19 protein-coding genes are annotated in these 19,143 nt (G+C 48.7%); 5 read left to right on the top strand and 14 right to left on the bottom strand.

Going from position 1 to position 19,143, the window contains the following annotated elements; genetic code table 11:
• Positions 1-15 precede the first annotated feature (15 nt).
• The 4 genes from crl to BZG77_RS09790 all read right to left on the bottom strand — a co-directional run bounded on the left by crl (position 16) and on the right by BZG77_RS09790 (position 3,765).
• Positions 16-417 carry a sigma factor-binding protein Crl gene (crl, locus tag BZG77_RS09805; protein ID WP_077647128.1) on the bottom strand — a complete coding sequence of 134 codons (402 nt, stop codon included), beginning with the start codon at positions 415-417 and terminating at the stop codon, positions 16-18.
• Positions 418-549: 132 nt separating this feature from the next.
• The gene (gene frsA / locus BZG77_RS09800) at positions 550-1,803 is read right to left on the bottom strand and encodes an esterase FrsA (protein ID WP_077647103.1); all 1,254 of its coding nucleotides are present in this window, start codon (positions 1,801-1,803) and stop codon (positions 550-552) included.
• Between the two features lie 156 nt (positions 1,804-1,959).
• Positions 1,960-2,415 (bottom strand): xanthine phosphoribosyltransferase, encoded by a 456-nt coding sequence (gene gpt, locus BZG77_RS09795; RefSeq protein WP_077647102.1) that lies wholly within the window; start codon positions 2,413-2,415, stop codon positions 1,960-1,962.
• A gap of 57 nt (positions 2,416-2,472) precedes the next feature.
• A complete protein-coding gene (locus BZG77_RS09790; RefSeq protein WP_077647101.1) occupies positions 2,473-3,765 on the bottom strand; it encodes an NCS2 family permease in 1,293 nt (430 codons plus the stop codon).
• 735 nt (positions 3,766-4,500) lie between these two features.
• Between BZG77_RS09790 and BZG77_RS09785 the strand changes: the two genes are divergently transcribed.
• Positions 4,501-5,964 carry an aminoacyl-histidine dipeptidase gene (locus tag BZG77_RS09785; RefSeq protein WP_108743971.1) on the top strand — a complete coding sequence of 488 codons (1,464 nt, stop codon included), beginning with the start codon at positions 4,501-4,503 and terminating at the stop codon, positions 5,962-5,964.
• Here BZG77_RS09785 and dinB read toward each other — a convergent pair.
• The 10 genes from dinB to bolA form a co-directional block, all read right to left on the bottom strand.
• A complete protein-coding gene (gene dinB / locus BZG77_RS09780; protein WP_077461626.1) occupies positions 5,961-7,013 on the bottom strand; it encodes a DNA polymerase IV in 1,053 nt (350 codons plus the stop codon). The two genes, BZG77_RS09785 and dinB, sit on opposite strands and share 4 nt — an antisense overlap.
• A gap of 72 nt (positions 7,014-7,085) precedes the next feature.
• The gene (gene nqrM, locus BZG77_RS09775; protein WP_021024134.1) at positions 7,086-7,307 is read right to left on the bottom strand and encodes a (Na+)-NQR maturation NqrM; all 222 of its coding nucleotides are present in this window, start codon (positions 7,305-7,307) and stop codon (positions 7,086-7,088) included.
• Between the two features lie 120 nt (positions 7,308-7,427).
• Positions 7,428-8,444 (bottom strand): FAD:protein FMN transferase, encoded by a 1,017-nt coding sequence (locus BZG77_RS09770; RefSeq protein WP_077647099.1) that lies wholly within the window; start codon positions 8,442-8,444, stop codon positions 7,428-7,430.
• A gap of 84 nt (positions 8,445-8,528) precedes the next feature.
• Positions 8,529-9,752, bottom strand: a complete 1,224-nt coding sequence (gene nqrF / locus BZG77_RS09765) for an NADH:ubiquinone reductase (Na(+)-transporting) subunit F (RefSeq protein ID WP_077647098.1) — start codon at positions 9,750-9,752, stop codon at positions 8,529-8,531.
• A 31-nt stretch (positions 9,753-9,783) separates the two neighbouring features.
• Entirely contained in the window at positions 9,784-10,380 is a 597-nt protein-coding gene (gene nqrE / locus BZG77_RS09760; RefSeq protein WP_077647097.1) for an NADH:ubiquinone reductase (Na(+)-transporting) subunit E, read from the bottom strand.
• A 6-nt stretch (positions 10,381-10,386) separates the two neighbouring features.
• The gene (locus BZG77_RS09755) at positions 10,387-11,019 is read right to left on the bottom strand and encodes an NADH:ubiquinone reductase (Na(+)-transporting) subunit D (protein ID WP_021024138.1); all 633 of its coding nucleotides are present in this window, start codon (positions 11,017-11,019) and stop codon (positions 10,387-10,389) included.
• A complete protein-coding gene (locus BZG77_RS09750; protein ID WP_077647096.1) occupies positions 11,012-11,815 on the bottom strand; it encodes a Na(+)-translocating NADH-quinone reductase subunit C in 804 nt (267 codons plus the stop codon). Before BZG77_RS09750 ends, BZG77_RS09755 begins: the two co-directional genes overlap by 8 nt.
• Positions 11,805-13,046 (bottom strand): NADH:ubiquinone reductase (Na(+)-transporting) subunit B, encoded by a 1,242-nt coding sequence (locus BZG77_RS09745; protein WP_077647095.1) that lies wholly within the window; start codon positions 13,044-13,046, stop codon positions 11,805-11,807. Before BZG77_RS09745 ends, BZG77_RS09750 begins: the two co-directional genes overlap by 11 nt.
• Positions 13,047-13,049: 3 nt before the next feature.
• A complete protein-coding gene (locus BZG77_RS09740) occupies positions 13,050-14,390 on the bottom strand; it encodes a Na(+)-translocating NADH-quinone reductase subunit A (RefSeq protein ID WP_077647094.1) in 1,341 nt (446 codons plus the stop codon).
• A 414-nt stretch (positions 14,391-14,804) separates the two neighbouring features.
• Positions 14,805-15,122, bottom strand: coding sequence for a transcriptional regulator BolA (bolA, locus tag BZG77_RS09735; protein WP_021024142.1), 318 nt, complete (start codon positions 15,120-15,122; stop codon positions 14,805-14,807).
• 170 nt (positions 15,123-15,292) lie between these two features.
• On the opposite strand from bolA, the gene BZG77_RS09730 reads away from it, so the two are divergent.
• From BZG77_RS09730 to BZG77_RS09715, 4 genes are read left to right on the top strand one after another with little or no spacing between them, the layout of a single operon-like run.
• Positions 15,293-16,429 (top strand): methyltransferase, encoded by a 1,137-nt coding sequence (locus BZG77_RS09730; protein ID WP_077647093.1) that lies wholly within the window; start codon positions 15,293-15,295, stop codon positions 16,427-16,429.
• 25 nt (positions 16,430-16,454) lie between these two features.
• Entirely contained in the window at positions 16,455-17,024 is a 570-nt protein-coding gene (locus BZG77_RS09725; RefSeq protein WP_077647092.1) for a YajG family lipoprotein, read from the top strand.
• A 2-nt stretch (positions 17,025-17,026) separates the two neighbouring features.
• A complete protein-coding gene (locus tag BZG77_RS09720; protein WP_077647091.1) occupies positions 17,027-17,587 on the top strand; it encodes a peptidylprolyl isomerase in 561 nt (186 codons plus the stop codon).
• A gap of 20 nt (positions 17,588-17,607) precedes the next feature.
• On the top strand, positions 17,608-19,002 hold the full coding sequence (locus BZG77_RS09715; protein ID WP_077647090.1) for an AmpG family muropeptide MFS transporter: 1,395 nt from the start codon (positions 17,608-17,610) through the stop codon (positions 19,000-19,002).
• Positions 19,003-19,143 lie beyond the last annotated feature (141 nt).

The raw sequence follows: 19,143 nt of genomic DNA, 5'->3' as shown, positions 1-19,143 counted from the left end.
TCAGGCAATTCACGGTTACTTGGCGCCCGTCAGTTTAGGCTCGGTGAGCGCGGCGCTGGGTGACAAGGATAGATCGAGCTCTTGGTCTAGCAAGGTATACAGCTTGGTATAAAAGTTAGTTAGCGTTTTGTCTACCGCTTCCCTCGCCTCTTGAGGAATTGACTCATTTACCCAATCCCCTTTGTGGTCATAAAGACCAACCCCATAGCGATAATTGAACCCGTCTTCGGTGGGGGCTAACTCAAACCACCATCCCCAGAATTCTCGCGCATCAGGATCTTTTTCCGCATCCACACATACGGACAGGCTATCAAAAAAGTAACGTTCTGGTGCCGATATCTCCTCTCGAAAATAGGGGCCCAAAGCCGTAAATCGCGTTTTTAATCGTCCATGTGAAAGCGTCGTTTTATCGCTCATCGTGTCCTCCAGTGGCACTTTAACGTCTTTGTACATGGTATATCATGCGGTTAACGTGCAGGTGAATGTCAATCGGTCGCTTTCGGCGATAGATCACACCTTCGATTCGAGCTACCACCTCTTGTTATAGGTTTAAAGCATGTCCGTAAACCATTTGACGGTTTCTGTGAGTGCACGATGATAGCCATCGTGTAATGGCGTGTTTGGGAGGGTAACGGCTTTCCCTCCGCGACTGTATCGTGCGATTAACTGGTTATCTGACTCGGGACACACAGGATCATCTTTTAAGCTTAGCGCGAGAATCGGTACGTCTGTGCGGCGGCCAGTGAGCAGACCTTGATTTTTTAATGACCACGCTTGTAAGCGCGTTTTCAAAGTATCGATAGGCAGCCGGCGTCCTATGCGAGAGCCTAAAGTATCTAGATACATGGGTGGCATTTTCTTCATTCTTGTCGCATCGGTGAGTAATGCATGCACAATCCCCCCCAGTGACGCACTGGCCTTGATACGATGAGGTTCTAAAAATGCCATCCGTACTGCTGGGTTAGCCCCAAAACGGATACCCATGGTGCCGACGCGGTGGTGATCCGCCCATGGCACATCAGCGAGCTTATCAAGCATCGCCGCATGCAAGCGGCTGGTGTCTTCGTTTAAATGCCAGTGGCTGCTGTGGCCCACCGATGGCATATCAAGCGTCAGTACCGCGATATCGGCGGGAGCAAAGTAATCGACAAATAAGCGCCAGAGATCGGTTTGTAAACTATCAAGGCTGCCACTCAAGATCACAACCGGTAAGGTAGCGTCTGTACGTGGTAAATAGAGATACCCTTTTAACGTCTTACCGTCTAATTGCGTTTCGACAGTCTTCACCGTAAAAGGCAGTTGTGACATTGCTTTTTCAAAGGCTTTAAATGCCAAGGTTTCGGCCTGTAAGGCAAGGTTGTCCCCTTTAAGATGAGGGTAAGCCGCGATACCAAAGTAAGTACACGCCTGAAGCCACTGTTCACTCGCCTGCTTAGCCTTTCCTTCATCTGCCAACACTTTGGCTTTTTTTTGGTGTTGCATCCCTACTGCGGTCCACTCATAGTTCCAATTACCCGCTCGGTAACCTTCAACCGTATCCAATAACGCATCAACAGAACGGGTATTGTCAGAAGAGGCAATACGAGAAAAGATCGCTTCCATTTCGACCGGATCGACCCCTTGCCAAGTCCACTGACCGCGACGACGCATACGGTACCAACTCGATTCGCTGTCGCCATCAAATGCCGAGTAATTGGCTTGCTGGCTTTGTTGAACCGCACCAAATAGTGTTGATGTTTCGGTAGCATGTTTGTGTTTAGCAAAAAGCGTCACCGATAGGTTTTGTGATTCTTTCTTGGACACACCCACTCCTAGGCTTTTTTGTAACGTGATGTTAGTTTAAACCATACACATAGCAAGACCATGATTTTCCGCACTTAATCACAGGAATAAAAAACGCCGCGTGAAAACGCGGCGTTTTGGCTCAATCCGGTACGCTATTTACGTTGCCAACGGCATTTATTTTGCAATCGGATCAACATAGCTGACCGCCATATCCCAAGGCTGCTCAATCCAAGTATCTTGGGGAATATCAACGACGTAGTCATCAACAAGAGACTTGCCCGCTGGCTTCGCACTTACGGTCACAAAACGTGCTTTGGGGTAGAGTTGACGCACCATTTCAGCCGTCCCACCCGTGTCAACGAGATCGTCAACCACAATAAAACCGTCACCATCACCGGGCGCTTGCTTGACGACACGCATATCGCGTTGATGGTCGTGGTCATAACTGGAAATACAGACTGTGTCGACATGGCGAATACCCAACTCACGGGCAAGAATGGCAGCAGGGACCAAACCACCGCGGGTAACGGCGATAATCCCCTTCCATTGCTCTGCGGGAAGCAACTTTTCTGCCAATTGCCGGGTGTACATCTGCATATTGTCCCAGGTAATAATAAACTTTGTGCTCATGGTGAAAACCTCGTGGCGTCTCTCGCCTTATTTTAATGTCAATATGGGCAAGTTGCTTTACACTAAGAAGACAAACTTGAGTAAGAACAACCCCGCCAAAATCCAGATACTGACAGGAACTTCTCGCCCTTTGCCCGCAAAGGTTTTTACGGCACAAAACGCAATAAAGCCAAGCCCAATACCGCTTGCTATTGAATAAGTCAGCGGCATCAGCAAACACACCACCACAACAGGCGCAGCCTCAGTCAGATCACGCCAATTAATGCTCACCAAACCTGACATCATCAAGATGGCCACATAAAATAAGGCGCCAGCAGTCGCATAGGCAGGCACCATACCTGCTAACGGTGCAAAAAAGAGCGCCAGTAAAAACAGCATACCAACAACCACAGCGGTCAATCCCGTGCGACCACCAGCGGCAACCCCTGATACGCTCTCAATGTAAGACGTTGTGTTTGACGTGCCTAAAAGCGCCCCGACTGATGTCGCGGTACTATCTGCCAGTAATGCACGATTTAAGCGCGGTAGTTTACCATCTTTATCCAAAAGTTCCGCGCGCTGTGCCACACCCACTAAGGTTCCTGCTGTATCAAAAAGATCGACAAATAAAAATGCGAACACAATCGACACTAATCCCACTTCAAACGCGCCAGAAAAATCGAGTTGCATAAAGGTCGGCGCTAAACTCGGCGGCGCGGACATCACACCACCGTATGCCACATCACCGGCAATGACACCGATGATCGTGACCGCCAAAATGGCAATCATTACCGCCCCTTTCATTCCTCGGTGCACCAAACCGATGGTCAGAAAGAAACCAAGTGCCGCCATGGCGGGAGCAAAGGCTGTCACATCACCGAGCGCAACCAATGTTGCTGAGTGGTCAACGACAATCCCGGCGTTTTGCAACGCAATGAGCGCCAAAAAAAGTCCGATACCGGCTGATATACCGGTTCGTAGTGCCATTGGAATCGAATTAATGATCCATTCACGCACGCGCAAGACACTTAACAAAATGAAACATAACCCGGAGATAAATACGGCGGCTAACGCAACCTGCCAAGAGTGTCCCATTTGTAAAACCACGGTGTAGGTAAAAAAGGCATTCAGTCCCATCCCCGGCGCCTGTGCGACTGGATAGTTTGCCACAATCCCCATCACTAGACAGCCAACCGCTGCCGCTAGACAGGTCGCGACAAAGACAGCGCCTTTATCCATGCCTGCCTCAGCCAAAATAGAGGGATTGACGAAAATGATATACGCCATGGTTAAAAAAGTGGTGAACCCGGCGATGACTTCAGTACGAAGATCGGTGCCGTGGGCTTTAAGTTGAAATAAACGCTCTAACATCGGTTTTGTCCCAAACTAAAAATGATGTATCGCTAGATACTAAAAGGAAAACGTTTGCGTATTTAAAATTGGCGCAAATCTTACCGATCGATCGCTAAAATTTCCAGCGCTAAAATCATTTAGTAGTGACGAGGAGGTAGAGGAAGAGAACATTCTGTGGCAGCACGTCGATATAACTAGACAAGTACGATTTATAGACAAAAAACTTATAAAAAAAACGCCACACATTGTGTGGCGCCAGAATAAAAGCTTTTGCTTTCTGGATCAGAAATCTCTCTGTAAGAGCGGGGGAATCATAAAACTTACTTGCGGTAGCCGAACGAAGCCGGATACGTAAAACCTTTGGTGTAGACTGACTGCTGATTCCAGTAGTAGCTCGATACCATGCCTTCCATTTTTTACCTCTCTCAAGTTTAAACCAATGTTGTTCACATTTATCTCGGTTCCTTGGAGGCGAATGCTCGGGTTCACTCCATGAACAACTGGCAAGCGATGTTGCCAATGTCTAGATAATATACCAAAGGTAATTTATTTACAAGCTTTAAAGTGACAGGAGTCACAAAAAGTTCATATATGTAATTTAATTACAATAATAACGCCTAGTTTGATTGGCATAGCGGGTTTTTATCCATGTCTGTTGCCGTGATAGCGACAGTGATATGCTTGGGTTTGTTTTTCCATTTCAGTGAGACCTGCTGCATAAAAGGTCAACCATAAAATATAATGGAGTTTATCGTGTCTGACATTAGCCAATTATCACCGCGCCCTGTTTGGGCGTTTTTCGACCAAATCTGTGCTATCCCTCATCCTTCTTATCATGAGTCACAGTTAGCCCAGTTTATTATCGATTGGGCAAAGGGACGTGGTTTAGCGGTTCGTCAAGATAACGCCGGTAACCTATTCATTCGTAAACCAGCCACTCCCGGCATGGAGAATCGCAAGGGCGTAGTCTTACAAGCCCACCTCGATATGGTGCCTCAGAAGAATGAAAATACCGATCACGATTTTACCCGCGATCCTATTCGTCCCTATGTGGATGGGGAGTGGGTCACTGCCGATGGCACCACGTTAGGTGCGGATAACGGTATGGGGATGGCATCCTGCCTTGCTGTTCTCGATGCCGATGACATCGAGCACGGTCCACTTGAAGTATTACTCACCACCAACGAAGAAGCAGGTATGGATGGCGCGTTTGGGCTTGAAGCAGGCTGGCTAACAGGTGACATACTGCTCAATACCGACTCAGAGCAAGAAGGGGAAGTGTACATGGGCTGCGCGGGTGGCGTGGATGCCAGTATGCATTTTCCACTCGAGCGACAAGCGATAGAGGGAGATCTGGCACGCTTTACGATTGGCATTAAAGGATTAAAAGGGGGTCACTCGGGCGTGGATATTCACACGGGCCGAGCGAATGCCAATAAATTATTGGCCCGTTTCCTGAGCCATCATCTTGATGACGTCGACATGAGCCTACTCGCGATACGTGGTGGTACATTACGCAATGCCATTCCTCGTGAAGCGTTTGCTGATATTGCCGTGCCTGCATCGCAAAAAGACGCACTGGCTGGCGCTGTTGACCGGTTCGCGACGCTGCTACAAGACGAGTTAGGCCGCTTGGAAGAGCAAGTGACCTTGGTAATGGAATCCACTGACAATGCAACTGTTCCCCTCACACGCGCCGTCCAATCACGTTTATTAGCGGCCTTAAATGCTGCGCCTAACGGGGTAGTGAGAATGAGTGATGATGTCCCTGGCGTGGTCGAAACATCACTTAACCTCGGCGTGATTAATACTGAGGAAGATAAAATTACCGCCTTATTTCTGATCCGTTCATTGATCGACTCAGGCCGTGAAAACGTGCAAAGCATGCTGCAATCACTGGCAAGCTTAGCGAATGTTAATGTCGAGTTTTCAGGCGCCTACCCAGGTTGGAAACCGGATCCCGATTCAGAGATTATGCATATTTTCCGCGATACCTATGAAGGAATCTATCAGCGTAAACCTGACATCATGGTCATTCATGCGGGGCTAGAGTGTGGCCTATTTAAACAGCCCTATCCCAACATGGATATGATCTCATTTGGTCCGACTATCAAGTTTCCGCATTCTCCCGATGAGAAAGTAAATATCGATAGTGTTGGGCACTATTGGCAACAAATGCAGGCGATTTTAAAAGCGATTCCAGTTAAAACGGCCTAGCCGAGTAGACTCAGTTGGGGGGCGGTATCGTCTCCCAACCCAACCGACAAACCAATCAGGCGAATACCTCGCCCTTCCCCTCGATAAAAGGCTTCGTGTAACAAGGTATCAAACAAGGCGCGGTCCAAGGACTCACATCGGTGTGCGACCGTGGTGGTTTGAAAGTCATTAAACTTCATTTTGATCCCTTGCCGGCAAATTCGTCCCCCTGCATCGGCTTTTTCTAATCGCGTCAGCAATTCATCGTATAAACGATCAATCCACGGCAAACAGGCATCAAGCAAGTTTAGATCCTCAGACAAGGTTTTTTCGACTCCGACGGATTTCCGTATACGCTCAACTTGTACCTCACGTCGGTCAATGCCATGAGCACGCTGCCAAAGCACGGAACCAAATTTACCAAAGCGCTGGACAAGCATTGATGGATCCGCGGTTTGAATATCATGGCAGGTAAACAGATTCCATTCATGCAACTTGGTCAAGGTGACCCGTCCCACACCAGGAATAGACTGTAAAGGGAGATCGCGAACAAAGTGTTCAACTTGGTCGGGTGACACCACGCAAATACCATCGGGTTTGTTTTTATCCGACGCCACTTTGGCGATAAATTTAATCGGCGCCACGCCCGCTGAGGCCGTTAGTCCTAACTCATGACGAATGTCGCGCCGAATTGCTTCGGCTATTAAGGTCGCAGAATTTTGATAGCATTGAGTCTCAGAGACATCGAGGTAGGCTTCGTCAAGGGAAAGCGGTTCTATAGTATCGGTATAGCGATGAAAAATAGCATGCAACTGTTGAGAGATGCGACGATATTTCGCCATGTTGCCACGCATCACTGTCAAGCCGGGACACAGCTTTAATGCTTGAGCGGTGGCCATCGCAGAACGTATGCCAAACCGCCGCGCGGGATAATTACAGGTGGCAATGACACCGCGTCCATCGGCAGAGCCACCAATGGCTAAAGGAATAGACTGTAAGGCCGGATTATCGCGCATTTCTACTGCGGCATAAAAACAATCCATATCAATATGAATGATTTTTCTGCTCATGCTCCGGCCTTTTCATCAGAGTTCAGACGGGTTAGCCACGCGCTTTATAAAATGACGCGTTGGCAAAACACGTTAGATGATTTGATTTTTTTTCCACTCACGCGTTTTCTCCGCCCGCGCTTCGCGTTTTTTTCGTGCATCGCACGGCTCTGGGCAGTCACACTCTTTTTCAATACCGATCGCCCCCAAGCCACCACAGCTGCCGCTGATGGTTTTCTGCTGAACGATATAACCGATCGCCATACCCGCAATGACAAGGAGAAAGACTGCGAAGGTGATAAGAAAGACTGACATAATTGCTCACCTATTATTGGTCGTGATGCTCAGCGCCATGTGATGCGCTGAGCGAGTAACACGCATTACGCGTGCTTTAATCGTACTGCCTCAACGGCACTGACGCTGTCCATAAAGACACTAACGCTGCAAATAAGGTTTAAACGCCTCTGACGCGGTTTCTTCAAACCCATCGTCTGTTTTTACTACCATAAATACAGGAATATTCGCTTTGTTGGCTAATTCCATCGCTTTATCTGGCCCGAGTACCATAAAGCCCGTGGCTAAGCCATCAGCCGTCATACAAGACGGATCAAGTACGGTTACTGAGACCAAGTGATGATTGATCGGACGTCCTGTCGTAGGATCGATAATGTGCGAATAACGCATACCATCACTTTCAAAGTAGTTGCGATAGTCGCCAGATGTGGCAACCGCCATATCGCCTGGCTCGACGATCTCTTGTACTGACTGCGCTCCCGCACTCGGCTTCTCAATCGCGATACGCCAAGGCACTTGATCTTGGTTCACACCTTTTAATTGTAACTCACCACCAATCTCAACCAAATAGTTATCGAGTCCTAAATCGCCAAGGTAGTTTGCCACAACATCCACCCCGTACCCTTTCGCAATGGTTGATAAGTCAACATACAAGTCAGGGTTGGTTTTTGTGAGTCGACGCCCATCTACACTAAGGTGTTCTAAGCCCGTCATCGCCATCCGTGACGCTATCTCTTCATCACTGGGAATAGTCTCCGGCCGCTTTTCTGGCCCAAAACTCCAAAGGTTAACCAATGGCCCCACTGTGACATCAAGCGCGCCTTGGGTAAATTGATTCAGCCGAATTGCCTCGTTAATCACGGTGATTGTCGCTGGAGAGACAGAAACAGGTGAGTTCGCTTGATGCTGGTTGAATTGACTCAGTTCGGAGTCTGTTCGGTAAGTCGACATCTGATCGTTGACTGTTTCTAAACGCTGATCGATTGCTGCTTGAACGACATCCTGCGAGGGAGTAGCGTCCGTCGCGATATATTTGATCGAATAATAGGTCCCCATCGTCTCGCCCGTAAGATGCACAAGCTCAGGGGCGCGCTCACAACCGATAAGACCTGCAACCACGGCAACGACTGTTGCACAGCGTAACCAAAACTTCTTCATAGTGGTGTCCTTCGACATCAGGTTTATACGTAAAATGGCTGGCCCTTGGGCCAGCCATTACAAGGTCAGACGAACAATCAGTGCCTATCCGCCGAAATCATCCAACATGATGTTTTCGTCTTCTACACCAAGATCTTTAAGCAAGCCAATCACGGCAGCGTTCATCATTGGTGGTCCACACATGTAATACTCGCAGTCTTCCGGTGCCTCATGATCTTTCAGATAGTTTTCATAAAGCACATTATGGATAAAGCCAGTATCACCCTCCCAGTTATCTTCTGGTAACGGGTCGGACAGTGCGCAATACCAGTTGAAGTTCTCATTTTGCTCTTGGAGCATATCGAAATCTTCAACGTAGAACATTTCACGTTTAGACCGCGCGCCATACCAGAACGTCATCTTACGATCCGTGTTAAGACGTTTGAGCTGGTCAAAGATATGTGAGCGCATTGGCGCCATACCTGCACCACCGCCGATAAATACCATCTCTGCGTCGGTGTCTTTGGCGAAAAACTCCCCAAATGGACCCGAGATAGTGCACTTGTCACCCGGCTTTAATGACCAAATGTAAGAGGACATCTGGCCCGGTGGCACGTCTGGGTTACGCGGTGGTGGCGTCGCCACACGTACGTTAAGCATGATAATACCCTCTTCTTCAGGGTAGTTAGCCATGGAGTACGCACGGATGATATCTTCATCTACCTTAGACTCATAACGGAAGAGATTGAACTTATCCCAGTCCTCGCGATATTCCTCAGGAATATCAAAGTCTGCGTATTTGATATGGTGTGGTGGCGCCTCAATTTGAATATAACCACCGGCACGGAAAGGTACCGATTCGCCATCTGGAATACGTAATTTGAGCTCTTTGATAAATGTGGCTTCGTTGTTATTAGAAATAACTTCGCAATCCCACTTCTTGACGCCAAAGATCTCTTCTGGCAATTCAATCTTCATGTCTTGTTTAATAGCAACCTGACACGACAGACGCTCACCTTCACGCGCTTCACCTTTAGTAATGTGGTCAAGCTCGGTCGGTAGAATGTCACCACCGCCTTCTTTGATCTTCACACGACATTGACCGCATGAACCACCGCCACCGCAGGCAGAAGACACAAATACACCAGCACCAGCCAGTGCGCCAAGCAGTTTTCCGCCTGGCTGAGTGACGATCGCTTTTTCAGGATCGTCATTAATATCGATTGTGATGTCTCCGGTTGGTACCAGCTTCGATTTGGCGAATAAAATCACCATCACCAACGCCAGTACAATCAGAGTAAACATCACTACACCAAGAATAATGTCCATTGACTATTCCTTTCCTCGCAGTTTACCCGGCTTACAGTTGCACACCAGAGAAAGACATAAAGCCCAATGCCATCAGACCTACAGAGATAAAGGTAATACCTAATCCTCGTAGTGCAGGTGGCACATCTGAATACTTCATTTTCTCGCGGATCCCCGCCAGCGCGACGATGGCTAACATCCAGCCTACGCCCGAACCAAAGCCATAAACGACCGACTCGGCGAAGTTGTAATCACGTTGTACCATAAATGATACGCCACCAAAGATGGCACAGTTCACTGTAATCAACGGTAGGAAAATACCGAGTGCGTTGTAGAGCGGTGGGAAGAACCGATCCAATACCATTTCTAAGATTTGTACCAAAGCAGCAATAACACCGATAAAGGTCACAAAGTTCAGAAAGCTCAGATCCACCCCTTCAACCAACGCATCTTCACGTAGGATAAGGTTGTAAACCAGGTTGTTAACCGGTACCGAAATAGTCAGTACCACCACAACAGCGACACCGAGGCCGAACGCCGTTTTCACTTTCTTAGACACCGCCAAGAAAGTACACATGCCGAGGAAGAATGCCAACGCCATGTTCTCAATAAAGATTGAGCGCACCAGCAGGCTTAGATAGTGTTCCATGTGCTGTTACTCCTTCGCTTCAACTTGTTCTGGTTTGAAGGTACGCACAATCCAAATCAAAAAGCCGATGAGGAAGAATGCAGAGGGGGCTAACAGCATCATGCCGTTAGGCTGATACCAACCACCTTCGCTGACAACCGGCAGGATTGATACGCCAAAGACAGAGCCAGAGCCCAGAAGCTCGCGGAAGAAAGCCACTGTCATCAGAACAAAACCATAACCCAACGCGTTACCAATACCATCCATGAATGACGGTAATGGTGATGACTTCATTGCATAGGCTTCTGCGCGTCCCATCACGATACAGTTAGTGATGATCAGCCCCACGAAGACCGAAAGCTGCTTAGAGATGTCATAAACAAACGCTTTCAGCGTTTCGTCAACCACAATAACTAATGAAGCGATGATCGCCATTTGAACGATGATACGTACACTGTTAGGAATGTGGTTACGAATCAGCGACACGAAAAAGTTAGACATTGCGGTGACGAACATCACCGCCAGTGTCATGACAAAGGCTGTCTGCATCTGCGTAGTCACCGCTAGTGCCGAACACACCCCGAGAACCTGTAAGGCAATCGGGTTGTTGTCTAGCACCGGCGATAGCAGATTCTTCTTCAGTTCTTTCGCTTCAGCCATTGGTCAGGCCTCCCTCACGAACTTTTGCTAAGAACGGGCCAAAACCCTGCTCACCTAGCCAGAAATTAAATTGATTCTGAACACCGTTACTGGTCAGCGTTGCACCAGAAAGCGCGTCAATGCCGTGCTCGCTTCCTTCAGGTGCGCCGCCTTTGACGATTCGAATAGCTGGCTCGCCTTGCTCGTTGAACAGTTTTTTACCATCCCACTTCGCGCGCCATTTCGGGTTTTCGACCTCGCCACCTAAGCCAGGGGTTTCACCTTGCTCATAGTAAACGATATCAGCAACCGTGTTACCATCCGGCTCAACCGCGACAAACGCGTACATCATACTCCATAGGCCTGAGCCTTTTACGGGGAGAATGAGGCGCTGTATATCACCCGAATCATTTTTCACGACGTAGACTTTAGCGACATCAGCACGACGGCCAATGTCTGCTACATTCTCTTCGCTACTTAGCTTTTTCGAGAGGCTAGGATCATTCGCGGCCGCGCGCTGATCATAATCAGCTGCATCAGCAACATTGACGGCATCCGGACTGACATAGTCGCCCTTTTCAAGGCTGACTAAGCGCGTTTCAATATACTTGTTGTAAGCATCGTTAATCGCGCTCTTACCACCCGCCACATCGACACCTGCGACCGAAAGGATGTTCTTTTGTACGTCTAATTTTGCGTTCATTTGTTGCAAAGGACGTAACGCCACCGCTGCACCAGACACCACGATTGAGCACACCAAGCTCAACGCGATAACAACGATCAGCGTCTTTTTAGTACTATCGTTACTACTTGCCATTACGAGCCAGTCTCCGTTTGATGTTGCCCTGAATCACCAGGTTATCGAACAGTGGTGCAAACAGGTTAGCGAACAAGATCGCCAGCATCATACCTTCTGGATATGCTGGGTTTACCACACGAATGATCACTGCCATGACACCGATCAATGCGCCATACCACCATTTCGCTTTATTGGTAAACGCAGCAGATACCGGGTCTGTTGCCATGAACATCATACCGAATGCAAAACCACCTAGCACCAAGTGCCAGTAGAACGGCATGCTGAACATCGGGTTGGTATCTGAACCAATCAGATTAAACAAGGTCGCCGCAACGGCCATGCCCAAAAAGGTACCCAAGATGATGCGCCATGACGCGATCCGCATGTATACCAAGGCTGCACCGCCAATTAAGATGGCAATGGTGGAGACTTCACCAATTGAACCTGGGATATTACCAATAAAGGCGTCCATCCAAGTCATGGTTTGACCACTAACATTGTGCATCAGCGCTGATTGACCACCGGTGTACCATTGGCTTAGCGCGGTTGCACCTGAATAACCATCGGCTGCAGTCCATACCAAATCACCCGAGATCTGTGCTGGGTAGGCAAAGAACAAGAACGCACGACCTGCCAATGCTGGGTTCAAAAAGTTACGACCCGTTCCACCAAAGATCTCTTTTGCAACGACCACACCAAAGGTGATACCGAGCGCGGCTTGCCATAATGGCAATGTCGGCGGCACGATGAGGGCAAACAAAATGGATGTAACAAAGAAACCTTCGTTCACTTCGTGTTTACGCACGATACAGAAAAGTACTTCCCAGAAACCACCCACAATAAAGACGGTGGCATAAATAGGCAGGAAGTAGGTGGCACCGAGAATGGTTTTGGTCCCCCAGCTTGCAGCCGCTAGCGGCCCAGCGATGGACTCGGTTAACCAATAATGCCAGTTTCCGCTGATGACTTGCGCAAGCTGATCGCCTGAATACAAGTCCATCAAGCCCATAACCGCTTGGTTACCTGTGTTGTACATCCCCCAGAACATCGCTGGGAACACCGCAAGCCAAACCATGATCATGATGCGTTTCAAATCGATACTGTCACGAACATGCGCGCCGGCTTTGGTCACCATACCTGGCGTGTATAAAATGGTCGCAACCGCTTCATACAAGGCAAACCACTTTTCGTGTTTACCGCCTGGCTCAAAGTGTGGCTCGATTTGCTCTAAAAAGTTTTTCAGGCTCATCTGTTACCCTTCCTTCTCAATTTTTTCCAGGCTCTCGCGGAGCATTGGACCAAATTCGTACTTGCCTGGGCAGACAAAGGTACAAAGGGCCAAATCTTCAGGATCTAACTCCAGCGCGCCTAGCTGTTGCATGCTATCTGTATCGCCGGCACAGATATCACGCAGCAACATGGTTGGCTCGATATCTAGCGGCATCACTCGCTCATAATTACCGATCGGCACCATGGAACGATCACTGCCATTGGTGGAAGTGGTTAAATTGAAAAGCTGACCTTTAAACAAATGGCCAAGATAAGCGCGCGTCACTGAGAAGCGATTTTTACCGGGTGCTAGCCAACCAAACAGTTCTTTCTCGTTACCTTCGCGAAGCACCGAGACCTGCATATGGAAACGACCTAGATAGGCATGTGGACCAGTAGCTTTGATACCAGAGAGTACAGAGCCAGAGATCACACGGCTTTCGCCTGCCATTAGCTCGCCATCTACCAGCTCATCGAGATTAGCGCCAAGCTGGGTACGAATGAGGCGTGGCTGACTGACCATAGGACCCGCAATAGACACAACACGATCGGTTTGAAGCTCACCTGTCAGGAATAGGTGCCCAAAGGCAATCACATCTTGGTAATTAAGATGCCACACCTGCTTTTCCATGTTCACAGAACGCAAATGATGGATATGGGTACCAACCAGTCCTGCTGGGTGAGGACCAGCAAAAACGTGTTGTTCAACATTAGATTGCTTGCTGGTTGGAAGCTCAACGTCCGCTTTGCACACAAAGACAGATTTGTCCGTGAGGCGCGACACGACGTCTAAACCAGCCACAAAGGCCTCTTTTTGTTCATCAATGATCACTTTAGGATCTGCGGCGAGCGGATTGGTGTCCATTGCATTAACAAAAACAGCTTCGGGTTCAGCATCAATCGCTGGAGAACGGCTGAACGGTCGGGTGCGGAGCGCGGTCCACATCCCAGACTCAACCAGTTGTTCAACAACGGCTTGACGGTCTAGCGAGGCTAATTGCGACGCTTCGTACTTATTGAAGGTAACTTGCTCATTTCCATCGACTTCAATGACGACAGACTGAAGAACACGCTTGGCACCGCGATTGACTTCAACCACTTTACCAGCTGCGGGCGCAGTAAATTTGACACCAGGGTTTTTCTTATCTTCGAAAACCACTTGGCCTTTCTTCACTACATCACCCACTCGCGCATGCATAGTGGGGCGCATTCCAACGTACTCTTCGCCAAGCAAGGCGACTTTCTTGATGGCTGGACCATCACTTATCACCTGAGTAGGAGTCCCTGCGATGGGGATATCCAAACCCTTTTTTATTGTAATCATACGCACTTGCACTACATTAACGGGAAAAAGAATTCTGTTATTGCGCAGTTAAAGACACGACTTTCGACTGAATGGCGGCCTAAAGGCACACCGTCGCAACATCCTGCTAACCACGCAATCACACAAAGGCAACCTAGGTTAGTCTTTAAGCACGATATTCTATCACTAACCACAGCACTGATTCTATGGCTATTGTCACTAGGGCGTGGCAATTATCCATACCTGCACAAACAATGCGCGTTGTAACTTCACAGTTTTACTGTTGTTTTTTTACGCGTTGCAGACAGCTGTTGACCGAGACAGTCACGGATTAACACTTGTCTGGCCGTAATCAATACCAAGCAGACACCAGGCCTTTATGTAAGAAATTGTTGCCATGAGGTAAAAGATAAAATCATGCCCACTCTCACTCGCCTAAGACGCATTCACGCCACCCCCTCGACATGCCGGAGAGTCAGGCGCTTGGGTCTGCGCTTGCCATTCTTGCGGTGAATAGGTGTGAATCGCAAGCGCGTGAACCTCACCCGCCAATTCATCCGCGAGTGTACTATTCACCGCTCTATGGCGCTGAATAAGCCGCTGGTCGCTGAATAGCTCCGAGACAACCACCACCTTAAAATGACTTTCCGCGCCTTCAGGCACATTGTGCATATAACTTTCGTTGTGTACCTCAAGGTGGGCCGGCGTGAAAGCCCGCGTCAGTTTTTCTGTTATTTCTGTTTCAATTTTCATGACGTCCCCAAAATCTCCGGGCGACCTGCCCAGAGTTCAGCCGTTATTGATAAAATTGCGAATCGAGTGATGAATCGAACAACGACAGGCAATTTGCCCTCGTTTACATTGCAGTTATCGCGTGAGTGCGACAATATACGCAGTCCGTAACCCCCGATGCAAACGCGCCAATGAAAACACTACTTCCGATTCCAGATAGCGAATCAACCTTGACGCTACACCGTTACCCGCAGCGAAAAAATGAGACGCTACAAGCCTTCGATGCCGCCGATGAGTATATGATTGCGCACGCGAGTACATGGTCACTACGTAAAAATGCGCGAATATTGATCATTAATGATCAATTTGGCGCACTCAGTTGCTGGGCCAGCCAGCAAGGATTTGATGTTTTTCAAGTCAGCGATTCGGTTATTTCGCAGCAAGCGACGATTGAGAATTTGGCACACAATGATCTCGCGGGTATCACTCAGCTTACCAGCTTAGATACCTTACCGGCGGATATCGATGCGGTGATGTTTCGCGTACCGAAAAGCAGTAAAATGCTCACCTGGCAACTTCAGCAACTCGCCAGTGTCACTGATGCGCATACGCTTGTGCTAGCGAGTGCTAAAGCAAAAGAGATCCATACCTCGACCCTTAATCAGTTTGAGCATTGGCTGGGGGCAACAACCACCTCGCTGGCGAAGAAAAAAGCGCGTTTGATTTTTACCACACCGACCAAGCAACCGGGACCGCAGCCGGATCCGGTCAACGATGTCGACGTACCAGAATTCTCGATGCGACTGGCTAACTGGCCCAATGTTTTCTCGGCCAAGAAACTCGACATTGCCGCGTATTTAATGCTGCCGCACATTCCGAGTCAGGCGCATTTAAAACGCATTGTCGATTTAGGCTGCGGTAACGGCGTATTGGCATTACAAGCGGCACGAAATAATCCAGCAGCGTTCATTTATGCGGTCGATGAAAGCCATATGGCCGTCGCCAGCGCAAAACACAATCTGAATCGCCATGATATCGACTCACGCCGTTTTCTCTGTGAGGCCAGAGATTGCCTCACCGGTTTTGAGCATTCAGATATCGATCTTGTGCTCTGTAACCCCCCCTTCCACCAGCAGCAAACTATTACCGACCATATTGCTTGGCAAATGTTTTGTGACGCAAAACGTGTTCTGACCACGAATGGCGAGCTTTTAGTCATTGGCAATCGTCATCTCGGCTATCATACTAAGCTTAAACGTCTTTTTGGTCATGTCACTGTCGTTGCGTCGAATAAAAAATTCGTTATTCTCAAGGCAGTCAATGCCTAATATTAAGAAAAGGAAGCCGAGCCCCATGAAAAAACTGATTATTGCTATCGCTGTATTAGTCCTTGCTGGCTGTTCGACACCCCGTGAGCCACAGCTGACTATCGCCCCCTCTCCGGCGTCATCCAATCAGCAACAAGTCAACAATCTTCCGGTGGTGGTGAAGAGTAAAGACTTACGTACCGCGCAATTCGTTGCGGTTATCGATAGCGGTCGTTCCAATGTCAAACCGCTGCACGCCAGCCAAAACTTGCGTGTGGTATTAGAAGACACGCTGTCTCGTCAACTGTCATCACAAGGGTTTCGAGTGGTTGCCAATGGCCCGGGAGTGTTGCGCCTCGACATTCTCGATGCCTTAGTCCGAGTCAAACACACCGTGTTTAAACATGATATGGAAGCATCGGTCCAATTACAGCTCGTTGCTGAATCCCCAGAGGGTCGCTTTGTTAAACGTTATACCGGGAAATCGACGCAAAGCGGTGTAAGCAGTGCATCACCTGATGATATCGAACTGGCGCTGAATAACTTGCTTGAAGCGGTGTTACAAGACATTGCCAACGACGAGCAATTTCTTGACCATATGAAAGCACACTTTTAAGCATGGTATGTCGTTCGCTTCTCTGGATTCTTGTGCTGGTTATCACGCCAGTGCAAGCCAGTGTCATGGTTAAAGTCGAAACCACCTTGGGTGATTTTGCGGTAAAACTAAACCCGCAAAAAGCGCCTAAAACCGTGGCCAACTTTTTGCGTTATGTTGACGATGGCAGTTATGTCGGGACGCAGTTTCATCGCGTGATCCCACGATTTGTCGTGCAAGGCGGCGGGTTTGATAAAGCCCTGAATCGCCGACCAAGCTACGAGCCGGTAGACAATGAATCATCTAACGGTTTGAAGAATCGGCGAGCGACAATCGCCATGGCACGTACGCAAGAGCCCGACTCCGCCACCCGGCAGTTTTATATCAACATCCGTGATAATGGCTTTTTAGACGCCACGCCCAATAAAGTGGGATATACGGTTTTTGGTCGAGTCGTGGAGGGCTTTAATACGCTCCAAACGATGACCGAGCAACCCACAGTGACCGTCCCGAGCAAACGCATGCAAGATGTACCGCAACAGCCGATTGTTATCACCAATATCTACCGGATGTCCTCTCAATAGCGACAAGTAGGCTAACCACTATGCTGTCATCCAATTTCAAAACGACATTGGCGCCCTACGCCGATCGCCGTTTACTTTTTATTTTCTTAATGGGTTGCTGTAGTGGCTTTCCCTGGGTGTTGATTGGCTCCAACTTAAATGGTTGGTTGGCTGACGAAGGCCTATCACGCACCGCGATTGGTCTATTTGGTTCGGTTTTCGTCCTGTATGCGGTCAACTTTTTATGGGCGCCATTACTCGACCGCATTAAGATCCCTTTTCTATCTCAGCGCTTGGGTCAGCGCCGCAGTTGGATTTTTTCGACTCAAGCTATTATGTTGATTGCCACCTTGGCGTTGTCACAACTTGACTTACAAGGACTTAAAGCGGTCGATCCTTGGCTTACTACCGTGGTGTTATCCTCACTCATCTTTGCGATTGCATTGGCCTCTTCCACCCAGGACATTGCCATTGACGCCTTTCGGATTGATAACTTTGCTGAACATGAGACTGACAAGTTCCCGCTAGCATCCGCGATGTCTGTGATTGGTTGGTGGACCGGCTATTCGGTGCCAGGTTATGTTGGCTTTGTTAACGCCGATGCCATCGGTTGGAATCATGTTTATGTGATCATGGCAGGCTTTATCGGCTTAATGGCATTGGCGACGCTGTATGTGAAAGAACCTGAAAGTGACCGCGAACAGCGCCAAGATGCCGCCACTCGCCACTATTTGGCGCAAGGATACAGTGGCTTGCGTGCGTGGCTGGCGGTCACCGTGGTCGAGCCCTTTGCCGAGTTTTTCCGTCGCAATGGGGTGAAAGTAGCATTAACCCTGTTGCTGTTTGTATTTTTATTCAAACTGGGTGAAGCCTTCCTCGGACGGATGTCGATCGTGTTTTATAAAGATGTCGGCTTTACCAATGAACAAATTGGTTACTACTCCAAACTTGTCGGTTGGGGCCTCACCGTGGTCTACACCCTGATTGGTAGTTATATCAATTTGCGTTTCGGCGTGATTAAAGGGCTGTTTATTGGTGGCGTGGCCATGGCCTCCAGCAACCTGATGTTTGCCTGGCTGGCGATGGTTGGGCCCAACGAGCACCTGCTGCTGGGCGCAATCTTAGTCGATAACTTTACATCAGCGTTTGCAACCATTGCGTTCGTGTCATTCTTAACCTTCTTAACGGGTCGTGCGTTTTCAGCCACTCAGTACGCCCTCTTAGCGTCGTTGGGGAATCTAGGCCGCACCACGGTCGCCTCCTTTAGTGGCATGATGGTGGACTGGTTGGATAGCTGGTCAACATTTTTCGTAATAACCGCTCTGATGGTGATTCCTGGACTGGTCATGCTGATCTATATTGGCAGGCAATTCCGCCAATCCCCGTCACAAAACGATCAAACACCTGAACACTGCCCAGATTCACGTCGCAATTGACCCCACGTATTACAGTGGAGTGCAAATTTTTGCTCTCCACTGTCGTCTAATTATTGACAAAGATCACATAAAAAAACCATGTAAACGATTACAACTTGTCAAAGATCACAATCCATTTGTGTGTCTATATATATTACATTC

The organism is Salinivibrio sp. IB643, from assembly GCF_001996105.1.
Lineage (GTDB): Bacteria > Pseudomonadota > Gammaproteobacteria > Enterobacterales > Vibrionaceae > Salinivibrio > Salinivibrio costicola.
Note: the sequence above shows the minus strand (reverse complement) of the source record. Positions and strands in the feature narration are given on the sequence as shown.

What these genes read in the sequence shown, in the direction of transcription:
- crl (WP_077647128.1), bottom strand. Translation starts at nt 417, where the DNA reads ATGAGCGATAAAACGACGCTTTCACATGGACGATTAAAAACGCGATTT.
- gpt (WP_077647102.1), bottom strand. Translation starts at nt 2,415, where the DNA reads ATGAGCACAAAGTTTATTATTACCTGGGACAATATGCAGATGTACACC.
- BZG77_RS09790 (WP_077647101.1), bottom strand. Translation starts at nt 3,765, where the DNA reads ATGTTAGAGCGTTTATTTCAACTTAAAGCCCACGGCACCGATCTTCGT.
- dinB (WP_077461626.1), bottom strand. Translation starts at nt 7,013, where the DNA reads ATGAGCAGAAAAATCATTCATATTGATATGGATTGTTTTTATGCCGCA.
- nqrM (WP_021024134.1), bottom strand. Translation starts at nt 7,307, where the DNA reads ATGTCAGTCTTTCTTATCACCTTCGCAGTCTTTCTCCTTGTCATTGCG.
- BZG77_RS09770 (WP_077647099.1), bottom strand. Translation starts at nt 8,444, where the DNA reads ATGAAGAAGTTTTGGTTACGCTGTGCAACAGTCGTTGCCGTGGTTGCA.
- nqrF (WP_077647098.1), bottom strand. Translation starts at nt 9,752, where the DNA reads ATGGACATTATTCTTGGTGTAGTGATGTTTACTCTGATTGTACTGGCG.
- nqrE (WP_077647097.1), bottom strand. Translation starts at nt 10,380, where the DNA reads ATGGAACACTATCTAAGCCTGCTGGTGCGCTCAATCTTTATTGAGAAC.
- BZG77_RS09755 (WP_021024138.1), bottom strand. Translation starts at nt 11,019, where the DNA reads ATGGCTGAAGCGAAAGAACTGAAGAAGAATCTGCTATCGCCGGTGCTA.
- BZG77_RS09750 (WP_077647096.1), bottom strand. Translation starts at nt 11,815, where the DNA reads ATGGCAAGTAGTAACGATAGTACTAAAAAGACGCTGATCGTTGTTATC.
- BZG77_RS09745 (WP_077647095.1), bottom strand. Translation starts at nt 13,046, where the DNA reads ATGAGCCTGAAAAACTTTTTAGAGCAAATCGAGCCACACTTTGAGCCA.
- BZG77_RS09740 (WP_077647094.1), bottom strand. Translation starts at nt 14,390, where the DNA reads ATGATTACAATAAAAAAGGGTTTGGATATCCCCATCGCAGGGACTCCT.
- bolA (WP_021024142.1), bottom strand. Translation starts at nt 15,122, where the DNA reads ATGAAAATTGAAACAGAAATAACAGAAAAACTGACGCGGGCTTTCACG.
- BZG77_RS09730 (WP_077647093.1), top strand. Translation starts at nt 15,293, where the DNA reads ATGAAAACACTACTTCCGATTCCAGATAGCGAATCAACCTTGACGCTA.
- BZG77_RS09725 (WP_077647092.1), top strand. Translation starts at nt 16,455, where the DNA reads ATGAAAAAACTGATTATTGCTATCGCTGTATTAGTCCTTGCTGGCTGT.
- BZG77_RS09720 (WP_077647091.1), top strand. Translation starts at nt 17,027, where the DNA reads ATGGTATGTCGTTCGCTTCTCTGGATTCTTGTGCTGGTTATCACGCCA.
- BZG77_RS09715 (WP_077647090.1), top strand. Translation starts at nt 17,608, where the DNA reads ATGCTGTCATCCAATTTCAAAACGACATTGGCGCCCTACGCCGATCGC.